Origin of the sequence: Desulforhopalus sp. IMCC35007 (genome assembly GCF_005116575.1) — a bacterium.
Taxonomy (GTDB): domain Bacteria; phylum Desulfobacterota; class Desulfobulbia; order Desulfobulbales; family Desulfocapsaceae; genus Desulforhopalus_A.
This window is the reverse complement of the sequence record NZ_SWCN01000010.1, coordinates 112,059-128,349: the sequence shown is the minus strand read 5'-3', so window position 1 is coordinate 128,349 and position 16,291 is coordinate 112,059. Positions and strand designations below refer to the sequence as shown.

The 16,291-nt window shown below is 43.4% G+C and carries 9 protein-coding genes; all 9 read right to left on the bottom strand.

Going from position 1 to position 16,291, the window contains the following annotated elements; translation table 11 throughout:
* Positions 1-43: 43 nt before the first annotated feature.
* Positions 44-4,009 (bottom strand): DNA methyltransferase, encoded by a 3,966-nt coding sequence (locus FCL48_RS12500; RefSeq protein ID WP_136872614.1) that lies wholly within the window; start codon positions 4,007-4,009, stop codon positions 44-46.
* The gene (gene drmD, locus FCL48_RS12495) at positions 4,009-7,074 is read right to left on the bottom strand and encodes a DISARM system SNF2-like helicase DrmD (RefSeq protein ID WP_136872613.1); all 3,066 of its coding nucleotides are present in this window, start codon (positions 7,072-7,074) and stop codon (positions 4,009-4,011) included. The genes FCL48_RS12500 and drmD overlap by 1 nt, the downstream gene beginning before the upstream one ends.
* Before the next feature lie 4 nt (positions 7,075-7,078).
* Positions 7,079-10,921 carry a reverse transcriptase domain-containing protein gene (locus FCL48_RS12490; protein ID WP_136872612.1) on the bottom strand — a complete coding sequence of 1,281 codons (3,843 nt, stop codon included), beginning with the start codon at positions 10,919-10,921 and terminating at the stop codon, positions 7,079-7,081.
* 311 nt (positions 10,922-11,232) lie between these two features.
* Positions 11,233-12,201: a nucleotidyl transferase AbiEii/AbiGii toxin family protein gene (locus FCL48_RS12485; protein WP_136872611.1), complete on the bottom strand. Its 969-nt coding sequence runs from the start codon at positions 12,199-12,201 to the stop codon at positions 11,233-11,235.
* Positions 12,198-13,004, bottom strand: a complete 807-nt coding sequence (locus FCL48_RS12480; RefSeq protein ID WP_136872610.1) for a transcriptional regulator — start codon at positions 13,002-13,004, stop codon at positions 12,198-12,200. Before FCL48_RS12480 ends, FCL48_RS12485 begins: the two co-directional genes overlap by 4 nt.
* Before the next feature lie 230 nt (positions 13,005-13,234).
* Positions 13,235-14,062: a DUF932 domain-containing protein gene (locus FCL48_RS12475; RefSeq protein WP_136872609.1), complete on the bottom strand. Its 828-nt coding sequence runs from the start codon at positions 14,060-14,062 to the stop codon at positions 13,235-13,237.
* Positions 14,063-14,147: 85 nt separating this feature from the next.
* Positions 14,148-14,630 (bottom strand): JAB domain-containing protein, encoded by a 483-nt coding sequence (locus FCL48_RS12470; protein WP_136872608.1) that lies wholly within the window; start codon positions 14,628-14,630, stop codon positions 14,148-14,150.
* An 88-nt stretch (positions 14,631-14,718) separates the two neighbouring features.
* Complete coding sequence (locus tag FCL48_RS12465; RefSeq protein ID WP_136872607.1) at positions 14,719-15,120, bottom strand: single-stranded DNA-binding protein; 402 nt, start codon at positions 15,118-15,120, stop codon at positions 14,719-14,721.
* A 102-nt stretch (positions 15,121-15,222) separates the two neighbouring features.
* The gene (locus FCL48_RS12460) at positions 15,223-16,197 is read right to left on the bottom strand and encodes a hypothetical protein (RefSeq protein WP_136872606.1); all 975 of its coding nucleotides are present in this window, start codon (positions 16,195-16,197) and stop codon (positions 15,223-15,225) included.
* Positions 16,198-16,291 lie beyond the last annotated feature (94 nt).

Below are 16,291 nucleotides of genomic sequence, written 5' to 3'. Positions count from 1 at the left end.
ATCTGGTAACTGTCAGGTCAAGTCGTGACTACTTCAATTCATATTACATTTTAGCTTCTAACTGATCCTTGTATAACTGGGAATTTCGAAATAAAAGCCGCCCTAAAACTTCATCTCTAATATCATCGGGCCAGCGATATCTCCATGCTTTCTTTTTACCGTTCTGGACCTTGTATTCTTCAATAAAGTCATAACTCAATTGAATGTCATCCCATCCATATGATTGAATTACTGCCGTATCAATTTCTTGAATTAGACTTCTTAATGCGCTTATTTTCTTGCTATTCTCTTCTGGAGAGTTGATTCTATTATAGAATTGAGTAAGACCACATGAAATCTCTTGCATATAAGACTGTCGTGCAATTAAGAATTTTTCACCGATATCCTTTAATAATTTATTTTGTTGCCATTTGTCTGGGAATGGAAATGTCTCAAGACAATCTTCGACACTGTATCTTAAATCATCTTTCATGGATGAGCTAAAAAACCTGCTCCAAATTCCGTGAATATTTGATTGCAATATTGCAAATGAGGCAGTGTCCTCTAAAGCTATTATAACTACTGCCTCTGAGTAGATTGGTTTTGGAGAAACCATAGCCATCGCGCCCCATTGGCTCACTCTAGAAATAGCAATAACTTTCTCAAGGTTAGAAATTTTTGATCTTAGTTTGTTTCGGTTCCTCCAAAACCTCCACCAGTCCCAGTTAGCAAGATCTTTACTTTTAGACTGCCTTTCTGATTTCACTTTTTTCTCTACAATATCAATTAGGTCAGGCCATAACCGTGCTTCCTCTAAAGATTTGTCCCCAAAAAATATTATTTTCCGTATAGGTTTATGATTATATGAGTCATTAATTTCTTCACCGCTCATATAATCATATATGCATTCTTTATTCTTAGGGTTATTGGTAATTAGCTCATCAGCTAACTTTCGAGGAGACGCAAGTTCATCATTGTCATCAAACAAAAAGCCTTGTCCTTTTATGTCGCAGCCAACAAAGCCTAGATCAGCATTTTGTGCAAGTTTGTATGGGTCATCAGAGCTACCTTGATGAAACAAAAATGCAGTGATATTCTTCACACGCTTATCATCAAGATATTTCACTACTAGTTCTTTTTTGGATATACAAACTATACTCACTATTACAGCGGCTTGGCCAGGCCATTTAACACGTTTATCTGCATGATAAATAGTTCCACCATTATTGCAAATATAACGGAGCCCCCCTCGCCTGGTATCTCCCTGTGATATTGAATTTGTAGAAACAAACCCAATTGAACCTTTACTATTTATTAAATCAAAAGCCCTTCTAAAGAATCTTGCAGCTAAATCTGCATTACCATTCATTCCAGAGTAACCAGAAGACCAAACAGCAAATGGCTTCCCTAACTCTGTACTAATTCTTTTTCCACCAAGGAATGGCGGATTGCCAACTATAGCGTCAAATCCACTTGCACGTCTACTAAACACTTCAGGGAACTCTATTCCCCAACAGAAAGGTATGACAGGATTGTCACCTGAAGTAAGGTCATATACGATCTTTAGAATTTCCGCCTTTGCTTTATTGTCTTTATCTATCCGCTCCAGCCAATAACGATAACTGACTAAATTGCTTTCACGCTCTGTCTGTTTTGCACCATTAAAAAAAGCTGCGATAGCAACAGTTGCCTTCCTGCGAATTGTTTCTATAGATTTCTCTGCAATTCGATTTTCCTTCTCTTTTCCTATAAAATCATGATCTGGAATGTTATGTATTTCTTCACGATGTTGCTCTACCTCTTTAACATCACTATTCGATTTGCTCGTGAAAAGTGGACCAAATTCTCCATCCATAGACTTCCAGGTAAATTCTTCAATCTGCTTAGGAGTGAGGCCTACTAATGAATTACCATGCTTGAGAGCATGATCAACAAAAGTAAACGGTCGATCGTTGGAAAGCGTTGTAAGCCAAAGTGACAGCTTGGCCATCTCAACTGCCAAACGATTCATATCCACACCGTAAATACAGCGCTCTGCCACATAACGTCGAGCAAACACAATACGCTCCTCTCGAGAATCAGGCATGAGGTTTTCACTTGCATTACCCTTTGATGGCTGTGCAAAAGGCATGGTTAAAACATCATCAGGCTGTTTGGTCGACACACTCTCCCAAGCATCGACTAATCTATTAGCCAAATATCGTGTTGCTTGGACCAAGAATGCACCCGATCCCATTGCAGGGTCACAAACCTTGAGACTTAAAATTTCCTCTGGTGATTTGATGAGTTTGGGCTCGACGAGCAACCCAGGTTTTCCTTTAACATTTACATAAACCTGATGCTCAAGAGTACGACGAACCACTGGCTCTGTAAGTGTGGGAGGAGTGTAGTGTGCTCCACTCGATCGGCGATCTTGCCCTTGGGTAATATATAAGCCACCTGGGCGCACAATTCCTAATTTCTTTATAAATCGAATAACTGGAGTTGCGATTTCCAATAATTCAACATCATCTGTCCCAAGGTCGGGTAGATTATGACGATTTTCTTCACGTTCTAAAACTGTTCTAATCGTATTCGCCGTTTTGCTTGTGAGTTTTGCTATGGCCTTAATGAGTACGACCTGATCTAATCCACTGAACGTTCTAGCGGCGATAGGGTCAGGCTCTTTGATTGTTGGTCCACCTTGCAACAAGAGTAGAGCCTCATGACTAGGCGCTCGGGCAGCACGGCGATCCAGCAACCCCTCGTACATATGACCAATCTGTTCAACTGCTAGGGTACGGTAACTGACAATTTGGCGTACACCTTCTGCCTTTGCGTATTTGAGACTACGCAATACATCACGAACGACGGAATCCCGAACCTTCGGCGGCTCTGGCTCCTCAGTTGCCCAAACACCAGCTTTAGTCCGACCATCGAGCAATGGATAGCGGTTTGGATCAAATAGCTGACCACCATGCGCAGCTATTCGGATATCAGGGTCGATACTGCCATCATGTAAAAGTTGGGTGCTGGCTAATAATCTGGCATAAGCAGAATAAGAATGCTTTAATTTGTCGGGCGATAACCGCTTGGTCTCTTCAAGTTCTGTGAGCAGGTGGAGTACACCATAGGCGCGATCATAAGCTACATTACCATGCGGCAGTAAACCGTTCTCTTCTGCATAAAGAGTAAATATCAGTCGCATTATGAAAGCGACCGTAGATTCAAAAATTTCTGATTCTGTATAGTCTTTTAAATACTCACCATCTAGATCTGCATCAACGCGATCCAGGTCATGCACTAATAGCTGTAGTGCTTCACGTACCTGGTTACCGAGTTGATCTGCAACATCTAACTGCCTCTCTCGACTTTGCTTGATCAGTTCTAAGATTACTTCTTCACGAGGTCCTGCAAAAAAACGGGTTTCTCCCAGCAAGTTTTTAAAGGCTGCGAGGGTAAGAATATCATCATTCCAGGTATGAGCTGTCCACGTTAACCAAGAGGTAGTTTCTGACGGTGATGCCACAACCAAACGCCATGCTTCACCATTGGTGAGCAGGCCTAACTCTACTTTCGTCTCTCGCAATAACCGATCAAGTTTTGTTGTAGGCGATGCTTTCCAACGCCCTTGCGCCTGAAGCCATGTTCTATCAAGTGACTGTTCTCTGGGTACTTCCAGTACTAGCATCACAGGTTGACCGTCATCTATTAAGATACGATTGGGCCGCAATACCTCCTGGTGCTCTGACAAATTCACAACCATATTCGCAGGAATAGCAGCGCCTACCTGCCAATAGTCTTTATCTTTAAGTCCTAAGAAGTCCTCTAAAATAAAGTTTAGCCAAGCTGGTTGACCATCACCTTCCACCATTCCTTTGGGGAGATTCCAGATCTCTCTTTGCTTTCTGAATTCTGCTATTTCTTTTTTATCGAGCGAACGGAAGTTACCCGCATCTGCAAGTACAGGTTCGCTTAATACAACACCGGTAATTTCTACGCTGGACAACCAGCGATGTTGCCGATTCGCAACGCGCTTATTGGTCGCCATCAGTTGTTCTCCTTTGGCAGGATAATTTCCAATGCAACTGGATACATTCTCTTGTCTGTCGCTTTATATAAATTGCTCTGTCGTTTAGGCTCTGTTGCACGTTCCTGCTCTAGTTGTTTTTGTCTTTCTTGAAGAGCAATGAGGTCTTGTTCACGTTGTTCCTGTTCTTCCGTAGGCCACAACATCAACTGTTTATTATCAAAACGCTTTGTCCAATCCTTAATAGCTTTTCGTATCGCGGTTATTCGCTCGGTTGCAAGACTTTGAGCATGTTTTCTGGCTACTTCTCCTCGGCTCTTCAACGTTTCAATAAGCTCCTCAGCATGTCTCTTACCGGAAAGCTCGAGGTCTTCGTTAATTTTTTGCATATGAGGTTCAATTAAACTTCTGACGCTATCAATATCACCGGAAAAAATCTCTTTCTTCAGCATAGGCAAGTCTGCGCAGTCAACCAGTGCTCCATTACTAATGCTTAGCTGACAGCGCACTAGACCTTCATGCAACCTATTATGCTCCGATCCCAGTAAAACAAGACGACCATATGCAATAACAACTGGGCTTTTTATATCTGTTGATTCTGTTATAGACACTCTATTGATCTTGTTCCTTGAAGCATTCACACCCCACATTTGTATACGAAATGTTGATATAGCCCTTCGCATTAATGGGTGATCGAGATGGACAATCCCTACAGAATCAGTCGCTCTTGCGTTCGTGCGGTTAAAGGAGAGTCTTTTGAGCAGATAATCATTACTCAAGTAAACTTTGCACTCAGTCCAGGCGATTGGCACTGACCGTATTACAAAATCACCATCTTCTAGTTGTGCGATAGCATCATCACAGCCTTCTATATTTAAGGCTTGTGTGAGTAACTGCAGCTGGTTCTCGTCTGAAATATCCAATGCGAGGCGTGCCTTGTTTAAAGCTTCGATCATATTGGCTACATTTTCATTTTCACTGGCCTCAAGAGCCATTTCCTCGCGAGCCATTTTTCTACGAGTATTCCTCTCAATCTCTTCCAGATCTACAACTTGGCCTAATGCTTTTCTTCGCACGTTATCGGCAATCAATGCCCCGACACTCCCAAGGTCATGTCTAATTGTTTCTACTTTATCGACGATATGCTTTAGGAACTCAGAATCCTCCTGATTTTTAAACACAAAATGATGGACACGAACTTCGTCTGCATTTTGACCATGTCGATCGATACGTCCATTTCGTTGTTCGAGCCGTATTGGATTCCAAGGAATTTCATAATGAATAAGATTGCGGCAATATTTTTGGAAGTCAGCACCTTCAGATGCGGCATCGGTAGCGAGTAAAATTCTTACATTGGTTTGGCTGCTAGGTGCCTGAAACTCATCATTGATTTTCTGGCGTTCACTATCATTCATTCCACCAATGATGACTCTTGTGGCATCACGGTAGTCGTATTTTTCAAGAATACGTTCTAAGTAGTTGAGTGTGTGTTTGTACTCTGTGAAGATAATTACTCGTTCACCATTCCAATCACCATCTGTTCGAAGGTTTGAATCGATCCAAGCAATCAGAGCGGCAGCTTTACTATCGGCTTTTACTGAGTAATGATTGACCTGCTCATCGACAATTTTAAACATCTCTTGAAGAATGGCTTTTTCTTCATTACTCAGATGAGTGATGAGTTTGGAAGCAGCGCTTGTAGCAGCTTCTAAGTTATCTTCTTTCTCATCGTCGTCACTCCAATCTTCAGCATCTTTCTGTTCAAAACTGTTAAAGAGAGAATCACCAATTTCCAGTTCGTCTTTAAGTCCTGCATTGTTGGTATGGACAATGAGGCTTTCTCGTAACGCCAGAGGAGATGACAGAGTTCTCTTTTTCAACAAAGTAAGGATGAACTGTAATGGTCTTTCCGAGCGTTTGTCAGCTGTTGCTAAGCGACTGGTTGTGTATTCTCTCAACAGATCGAAAAGGCGTTGTTCATCGCTCTTCAGCTCAACATAGAGCTGCGGATCTAAATTTTCATTTCGTGGAAATATAATTCTTTTCGGAAAGCGAAGGGTACCGTCAGGGTTTGTAATTTCTTCCTTTAAACGTCGAATGGTTACTGCGGAAAGCTGAGCTTTATCAAGGTCTGTACCTCGTGAAAAACGTAGGTTATCAAGAATTTCAAGCAAACCCGTGAAACTTGCAGTATGACCGTTGTGAGGTGTTGCAGTTAAAAACAACTTATGTTCAAACTGTTCTGTTGTTGAACGTAGTAAAGACGTTCTTTCCGAATCTCTGACATAGTGTTTCTTGCCAGAAGGAGCAGCGTTGTGGGCTTCATCTAAAATCAGCAAATCCCAGGGGCGGTTGTTTGGGCTTTCCTCAAGTTTTCTACGAGTGAACTCGTCAAATAAACGACGAGGGTGCTCTTTTTTTAGGTAATCGATTGATGTGACAAGTCGTGGAAAGCTTGCCCAAGGGTTAATGGAGGGGCCATATTCCTTCCTCATCTTCAGTACGGCAGCTCGGTCGATAATTTTAAATTCGAGACCAAATTTCTCTGCCATTTCGTCGACCCACTTCAGCTTAAGGTGTGCCGGGCAAACAATAAGGACGCGACTAGCTCGGTGGCTATGAATAAGTTCTTGAGTAACGAGCCCTGCCTCAATAGTTTTACCGAGACCAACATCATCTGCTAGTAGAAGACGTACACGTGGCATCTTGGTTGCCCTGATTACTGGCGCAAGTTGATACTCCTCCATTTGCACACCACCCCGAAATGGAGCTTGCAGCATATCCCCAACCGCAAGGGAACTAGCTCCCCATTGTAACGAACGGATAAAGGACTCGAACAGTTCTGGAGAATCAGTTGCTGTAAGACTGGGGAGGGACGTTGATTCAACCAACCTTGGAGCGATCTCACGTTCCCAGATAACCTGAATATTATCTCCTAGGGCGTCGTCGCTTAGGCACTCTAAAGATACGCGGTGGATGCTATTATTGGACTTAGCAGCAGTTCTGTTCACTGCGGTAACAGCCCATATTTTATGGCGTAACTTTACTATCTGGCCTTGTTCAGGTGCCAACCATGGTTCTGGCATTATTTCATTTCCCAATTTTTGTGTTTGCAGGAGGAGTTTTCACTTCTTTATATTTCGTTATCTTTCTATCAAACGCTGCCAGGTCTAAGTCAGAAACACTGATAGAAATCTGGGATGAACCATGAACGTGGCTTATCAAACGATCATATTGTTGTTTGTAAGGAGCCTGTATAGTGGTTCCACCAAATTCACCTTTGTTGACCACAGCGATATGTTGGTACATATGATAGTGAAGAGCTGTGGCCATGGCGTCGAATGTATTAACATCTTTATTATGTGCTAGAACTACAAAGAGATCAGTTTTTCCTTTTAAGTCCGACGCTAATTTCAAGTCAGTAGAGTCATAACAAATAGCACCTGTGATTCTGTACGGTCCTTCAGTGTCCCCCTCAACTTCAATGATATGTTGGCAGGGGCGATAGCTTTCTACCCCAAGACCTATTTCGTTTGCTGTTAAATTTTTTTTACCTTGGTCACGAATCATCCATTGGCGGCCGGTTTGTCGATAATCAGGCAAGAACCATCGTGCAATGTTGACTAATTTCCCCTCATTATCTAAGAAAACTAAACCTGCTAAAATCATAGATTTTGTTTTATCAGCCAATCTCTTCAAAATGTCTTGATCATCAGGGTGAACGGATATTTCTGGAAAAATGATAAGATCAGAACACGGATATGGCTCTTGGCTCACGTCTTCTTCTGTTTTTAGTTTTGCCTGGAGGGTCTTATAGGTTATATGACACACCCGTGCCAAATGATCCCGATTTTTTGCTTTTGTGTTTTTGTTGGAGAGTGTTGGGTCAGCCTTTGAAAAAGAATCTGATTTAGGTAGTAAAGATTGAACAGTTACAAGTCGAAATGGCCTATCTTTCTTTATATCAGGCCTTTTCACTCTAGTGATCAGTGCAGGAAGATCTGTCGCTTGACAGTATAGATTGTCAATAATTACTAAGCGGTTTTCTAATACATTGATTAGCTCAACAGCACTTTCAACGTTTTTAATCTCTTCATGTGAAATATGTGTTGATTCAAATCCAGGCCACTGAAGGCACTTCATTAGAAGCTCAGATGTCCATTGGGAGATAGTTGCGTAATCACCAACCAACGCTTCCGGCGCGTGCATCATACCCATTCGGCGTTTATACCAGCCAGTTCTGAGACCTCTGTAACCCTTGCTCTTTGAAGACTTCCATCGGTTTCCTGTAAAATCTTCAGCCCCAACGATGACAGCCCTTAAGATGGTCCCTAACCAATATAGCTTTTTAGCATCAAGAGTATCGTTTAGCCAATTGGGAAGAGAAAATCTTTCATCGTATGGGTATGATCTAGATGTTTCTCTACTTGTTAAGATCGTACCCGGACGCCAAACTTCCGCCCAATCCACCCAAGCACCTGAATCTTTTTGAGAAACTTCGATCTGTGAGGGGCAAAAATCAACTGTTAAATTTTTCTGTTCCAAAGCTCTTAGCAAAGACAATGCAAGCTTTATTAATGCTGATTCGTGAACAAAGGGATTATCGGTCGATGACAGAAGGACAGACAATCTCTGAGCAACTTTTTGAGGTGATGACGGGAGAATCGGGGCTGCCCATTTGTATTCATTTATAAGGCTCTTCGGTATCTTCGATTTTTTTAATCTCTTCCAGAAACACTCCCAGAATGGTCCACCTCTTTTGGCCAATTCATCGATGAGTTTTCTTTGCTCAGAGCCTTCTTGATGTTCGGTTGCCTCTATAAGAAAGGATGCAATAATATTTGGCGTATTGGTAATTTGAGCAGCCACTTCATATAACGCAAAACGTTGGTGGTGCCAGTGCGGCTGCTTACCAGCCAAAATTCTATGCAAGCTATCTTGCATGGTATCATTTTCTTGGGCCTCTTCATGTTCAAGCGGGGCTGGCTTTTGAAGAATAGCCAAAAGAAGTAATGCCTGCCTTTTCACGAAAACAGGAAGAGCGTCACCATGTGCTATTGCTTTCTGCGCAAACTGGTATGCAACGGCAAAAACTGCCTCGGGATCTGCAGTTTGCGGGTAGTCAATGTATTGGAAATAGCTATGAAACTCAGAACAGCACCTGAACATGTCTGCTAAGAGATAGTCTGCCATGGCAGAAGAGATTTTGTCTTCTGTTTTATGCTTAACAAAGCTACAACGTCTATATATTGCTGATAGGGCTGGTTCCAAAATTGAAGGTGAAGGATATATTTCAATCGCTTTTCTAAGAACTAGAGCCAATGATGGGTCTTTCATCCATGCCCAAACAAGCTTCTTAGCGATAAGTTCGCTTTCATTATCAATGGGGCTTGGGCTCCCTTTATGGTTGTCTTTATGAGGCAGACTTTCAGTCATTTTGCGCTTGTTGCGTAAAAGGACTTCTAGCCTATTCGCAGCAAAACGTTTTAACGTATCTATCCGAACGTCATGATCAAATTTTACTACGCGGATCAGATCTTTATCATGTTCTGGCGTGACTGTTGATAAATCTTCACTGGGGGTACTAAGTAGTCCCTCAAGGACACCCAGTGAACTATCAATGATATCACGGTCCACAGGACCACTGAGGTCATGCTGTAGTTGGTTGATTCGCTCGGAAATGCTTCCAGAGTTATCCAGATCAGATAGAGCTGTGATGCTTGTTTTTTTGGTGTTTAACTGAAGATGTTCACCTGCATATTTAGCTAGGAGTTTAGTAATCCATTTGTTAACTTTTTCGCTAATTTGGTCGTAATATTCCTCGTCATCAATACTTAACACAAGGCGTAAGTCATCAACATATCTGCAATAATCATGCAAAACTATTCCACCTGAATCAGGTATTGATTTATGGATGTATGTCCCAACTTTTTGATCGAAGTCAATCATATAAGCATTGGCAAAGAAGCCTGAGGAAACAAGTCCTTGAGGTAAACCTTTTCCTAGTGTCAGATTTAAACCTTTTGCCCTTGTAAGAGCTTTGTCATCCCATTGCCAATTAGTTATCTTTTCAAAAGTATTCCAAAACTCTTCACAAATAGTGTATCCACTTCGAATGCAGAGCACCTGAAGACGAGCTGACAATTCTTGTATATCTACATGGTCGTAAAACTTCTTTAGATCAAGGCTGACAACATAGACTCTATCTGCTTCACCTATTGAGTCAGCAATTTCACGACCTATAACTGCCGGTCGTTTAAGAAATTTCTGATAATCTGTGAAAAACTTTCTGTAGGTTTGGCTGTTACCCCACCTAAACCATGCATTGCTTCCTCTCCAGTCACATAATAGTCGATTCCCATAGCTGTATACTTTTTCAGATCTGGCAATTTGAAAATTATTTTCGTTACAGTCGCCCTGTGCTGTTTCAACAACATCTGCAAGACAAAGCATTGCTGCTGTTGCCCAGGTTTGATCTCTTACCATTAAATGAGCCAATGGCCGAAGAGGCGGGTTATCCTCTCGAGACTGTGCTTGTTCTTTGTTCTTTTTGCAAAATTGATCAATAGGGGCATTAGGACAGTCAGCTACATCTAATTGCAAACATTTTGATAGTTGTTCGCATTTCTGCTCTTCAGAGGATTTAGGTATCCATCCTTTATTCGGGTCAACAGTCCACTCTTCACTTTTGGCTGCTGGAATCAATTCAAGAGGATAAAGGAGAGTATTGGGGTCGCGAATTTGCTTCCCCCAACTTATAGCATTTGCTTCAAGACCAAGGGCTGAAATATCGAGGGCTAGAGTGTCTGCATACCAGTTGTGAGTCCTTATGTAAGCATGGGTTTTTTTCCATGCTTGAGCAATAATCACCTCGTTGCATAGATACTCAATTGAAGGTTTTAGTTTTTGAAAAAACGGATGGATCAGTTTCATAAGGCCTCAATATATCTGAGAGACAACATTTATTTGGTGTAACTGTTTACAACAGTTTGCACATTTAAGTAAATGGACGTTCAAAAAACTCCACTCGACAAACGAATGCAATAGTCAACACCACTCCAATCTATCGCAACAACAGCCATTTAGTCCCGAGAGATCTTGATCAACTTTGAGAACCAAGATAAGCCCCCGTTTTTTTTGTTTCTTCTTACACGCTGTTTCTTGATTTCTTCCGGTTAGTAGTCAGGGTTTCTTTGTTTTTATTACCTTCCTGTGGACATACGGCTAAGATATTGTTCTCATTACTATAGCCCTTTATATTTTCGAACATTCACAGCCTTCCACTCCAAAAGAGGCTGCCTTTGAATGCGTTGTTGTAGATCCGAATCAGCAGTCAGAATTGTCGAGTCAATTTCACCCTGCTCAAGCAGCAGATCAAGAAATGCTTTTTCTTTTTCCGAGAAGGGAAGCACAACAGACAGGGCCTGTCGGCACTCCTCAACAAGGCGTGCACCATATTGATCGATTAATTCTTGTTCTGAAAATTCAGTGGCGCGCAAGGTCGGGATTAACTGTCGAGCAAGTTCTGTGTTTTCAAAATTCACATCCTCGACGGAAACCTTTCGCCAGTCTTTACGGTTCATGGCACCGTACACGACAAAAGCAATGCGCAGCCGAGCCTGATCAAGATTTTCCTTATGCAAAATGCGATGACTGTCAAACAGATCCCTTGCCTGTCTGCGTGCAAGCAAGGCCGCCAGTTTTCCCGCCGCCAATTCATGGATATCGATTACCGGTATTTTGTTAGCCTGCCAGGTTCCGACCGGGTACGAATCAGATAACCTAACGGGCCACAATGGGACCCGATACATAAAGTTGAGGTCCACTTCGAGATTGCCGCCAAGGCCTGCAGCACTCTGGTAACGCAGGGACCATTTTCCGCCGGCGTGTTCTTCCGGCATGCGCCTGACAGTGAATCCTTCCCTTGCAAATACTGCCTGAACAGCCTGCTCGATCCTGGGTCTTTCGGCAAGCATGGCTTCACGATCCTCCTCCCCCACATAGTTGAGATCGATATCAACCGAAAGCCGGGGAACCTTGAATATAAAAAGGTTCAGAGCTGTTCCACCCTTGAGAGCCAGCTTGCCTTTTAAAAAAGGATGGCTGCCAAGAGCCTCGAGCAAACCCAGTAGGTGGGCAACCTTTTCAAGCACATCCGGTCTGAATCCTGTTGCTTCCGCTTGAGTTATCAGTTTCTCATGAGATATTTTCATAGAACTTCCCCCCAAGTCCGCTTGAGTAAACCAACAGGGACCACCAGGTTCCAATCTCCGACAACCTTCCCTGATTTTCTGTTGGAACTGTCCAGATAATGTGGCTGCCTGGGGCGATGATCTCGAAGAGGTTTCAGATGACTCTCTTCAACCATCAACGATTCGCGATGCTGTTCCAGATAAAAACCAACCTTAGCAATCGTTGTCGCATTACCGAGTAAAAGGGCATATTCGACCACTTTTTCGAGATCGAAGAATTCGATCGCTTCAAGGGAACGCCAAATTTCTTCCCAGCTTCCTGAAAGAGCAGGCCGATCCAAGACATCCACCAAAGTCCGCTCAAGGGAAGTGACCCTGACTTCCAAACCGGCGCGGTCAACAGTGGTAACACCGAAATCTACCTTTTCTGCGCGACAAAGTGATTGGGGGTACCTGACACCTCGAAAAACATGGGATCGAAACGTAACTGGGGAAACCGGGCGGGATGCTGAATACGTGAGATGCTCACGTATAGAGTAGGCGTAACCGTGCACTTCTAAAGCCGTGTGGTATGACAGTACAGCATCTGCTGTGAGTTTGGCAGCAACAAGAAAAGGATCAACCGGATATGAATCTGTATCGGCTCCTATTGGGATAACCGCATATAATCCTCTTCGAATGAGAATGACATGCCCGGTATTCCTATGATAATTCAGCAAGGATTCTCTGGTCCTGGGACCTGTTTTCCCAAGACTTGCGAGATGATCGTTGAACTCTTCGCCTGTGAACACCGGATGTTTGCGGAAAAACGTTTCGTGTTTCATATGCACTCAATTGATTTAGCCCTGGATAACACACAATCATCCTATGTTTTACTAGCAATATTGTCAATTCAAAATTTGGTTATAATGAAAACAATTTACATAAAACATATTTATAACATGGGTTATGTGTTATTTTTTCACAAAACACTCAGCATTACTTTTTCTATGCTCTGTAAGATGAGAATAAAAAAAGCCGTCCCCGGAAGGAGACGGCTAGCATAAATGACGGTTTAAGCCGATACAGTCGAAAGATCCCCCTCGACGTTCTTCAGCTCAGCCATTTTCTCTGTTAAAAACCACAGAGCCTGGTTCAGTTTGATATTTCGATCAAGTGCTTTAACCGGTCGTGTTGTTGTTCTCCTCAGCCGGCCATTTCCACCTCTGGTAAGACCTTTAAGACCGCCACGCATGACATTTTCCTGGATCACATTAAATGTTGTCCAAAGATCTTTGCCCTTGTCGTCGTAGCGCCTTTCATCAAGCAATTGATTTGGTTGCACGGGGGCCTGTTCGGGCTCATCATACATCAAACTGTGCGCTGCCTGGGCGAATACGCCTCGCTCGTCAGGGGTCATCTCGATTATTTTCATCTCGTCGACCCGCTCGGCAATGGTTCCGGCTGCAGAGGCAATCTCACCTGCCGAATGGATAAAATCATCCGGAGAAAAACCAATATGCTTATGGCTGAAGTTGGCAAACTCGGATGAAACCATGAGGCCATTGCTACAGACCTGTCGCCAGACCGAAGCTATCAGCTTAAAAGCACAACCACAGTCATGGGAATTATAGAGAACCAGATCAACCCGTTCACCAGCAAAGGATAAACCGTTTTTGGCAAAACGGATGAGGTGCCGCTGGTACCCTTCTCTCTTGGCCTTACGAACTGTGCTTTGTTCTGCATGGATTGGAAACCATCCTGCATCGCGCAGTAAATCGACCGCTGTTAAGGTCGGTACAAACGAATACCTGGGTGATACTCCATGAATAGGTTCGAGAGCTCCTGCAGCTGGGGCGAGAGAAATTATATGATCGTTGGATAAAGTTTTGAGCGTGTTCATACCTGCCTCCTTGATTTTTATAGGTATCAATGGGGCAGGCCACTCCCTTCAAGGGACATGTCTGCCCCTTGATATGGGATGTGAGTTAATTTTCGGGTAAAAGTCCCAGATCTGAAAACGCGGTTACCTCATCGCCAACTACCAGGTGATCGAGGATCCGCACATCTACAACTTTAAGAATATTTATCAGAGTGGCAGTCAGTGAAATATCCTGACTGCTCGGCTCACTGCCACCTGAAGGGTGATTGTGGGCCAGAATGATTGCCACAGCGTTGAGTTGCAGGGCCTCTTTTACGATCTCTCTGGGATGGACTGTTGCATGGTTTATTGAACCTGTGAACATCTCTTTGAATGCCAGAACCCGGTGACGTGCGTCCAGAAACAGACAGGCAAAGACTTCGCACTGTTTGCCACGGAGCTTACCGCCGATAACAGCCTTCGCGCATTCTGAAGAGAGGATCAAGGCACCGCGTCGCAACCGGTAGCCCATGAGCTTATTCGCCTCAGTGAGAATCAACTTTTTCGGTGCAGGATGATATTCACCATCCTGATCTTTTATAAAGAGCATTAGCTTCCTCCTTTTAGGCCAGGGGAAACAATGCCCCATGCGGGGAATTGATTCCCCTGGATAGGTGAATGGTTGTTAATGTAATCGGTTAGAACGGGACATCATCTGGCAGGGGTGGCTCAGCGCCATCACTGTTGGGTGGAAGATTTTTAACAATCTTTTCACCATGACCACCAAGCATCTCCATTTCCGCGGCGATAATTTCGGTGGTGTAGCGGGTATTGCCATCCTGATCTTCCCATTTCCGTGTACGGAGTTTTCCATCAATATAGACCTTATCGCCTTTTTTGAGATGTTCGCCACACACAAGGGCAAGTCCACCCCAGGCAACGACACGGTGCCAGTCTGTCTGTTCTTGTTTGTTGCCGTCGGCATCTTTCCACCGTTCGGTTGTGGCAACAGATAAGGTTGTCACAGGAACAGCACTATTCTTGGTGTAATGTAGTTCAGGGTCATTGCCGAGATTGCCAATTACCATTGCCTTGTTCATGTTGATCTCCTTTAATGAGTGGTTGGTACAGATAATTTTGGAGAAATACAGATTCCCACCATGGGAAAATGTTCTCCCCGGTTAAGGATCCTTTTGTTCTACTTAGGCGGCTGTAGCCTTTGCCTTTTTTATCTCCAGAAAGGAGAAAGGCCGATCTTCTTGAAATTCATCAATGGAACTGCCATGATCTCTTAAAAACTGATCAAGCCGATCCGTTACGAGATGTTTTCTATTTCTGGTGGCCTTTCTGAGAATGCAACCGCCTGATTTGATTGATCCCCTCTTTTGCACAATGGCGAAAATCTTCTCCTTGCAAAGATCAATTTTATCTTTGAACTTTTTCTCGCTCGCCTGCAGTTCCTGTAATTCATCAACACTTGCTGCCAGTTGAGGTACTTCTTCAGCCTCGAACCTGGGGCAACTTGTTAAATGGTTACAAAATCCACAGAGGGGTCCTGGATCAGTATCGAGTTCAATCTCTTTACTGGCAAGTATTGTCAGGTAATCAGACCAGAGACGTTCCGCCTTTTTCACTAGTCCTTCAAAGATGGTTTGCTGCGGGGAATAGCCATTGAAAAATTCAACATCGCCATTTGCGAGGTCAAGTGCTATAACCGCACCCCTGATGGTGTAATCAGGAAATTTGCTCGCCAATGCTCCCATCTGGATATAGAGCTGAGACTCCCAGGAACCATAGGGATCGTCCGGGATATTACTCGTGCTCTTGGTCTCCAGTACAGATTTGATCTTATGGACTTTTGAGGTAAAAACGAAATCTATATGTGCTCTGAGTGGAACCTTACCATCGACTATAACTTCAACCTGTCGCTCAAAGTTTGTGAAACCTGCGGCGGCAAAAGCGTTGGCAACGATCTCCTCAGCCATATGGCCCCGCTCAAAACGAAGAAGGGTCGCTAGATCATGTTCGGTTGGATTGATTTTCTCCAGGATCACTTTTCTTGGGCAGTATCCGATATCGGATGCTCCAAGGTAATTTCTGCGATCTCCAAGAGTCTCTTTAGTGTGTTGTTGAGCCAGCTTGCGCAGACTTGTCAGTAGTGTGGTTTTGATATCCATGTGTCATTTCCTCCGTAAGGTAAAGAGAGAGAACACACGAATCCCACGAGGGGAAACAAGTCCTCCCTCATTGGGTGAGTTAAAATAAGTGTGA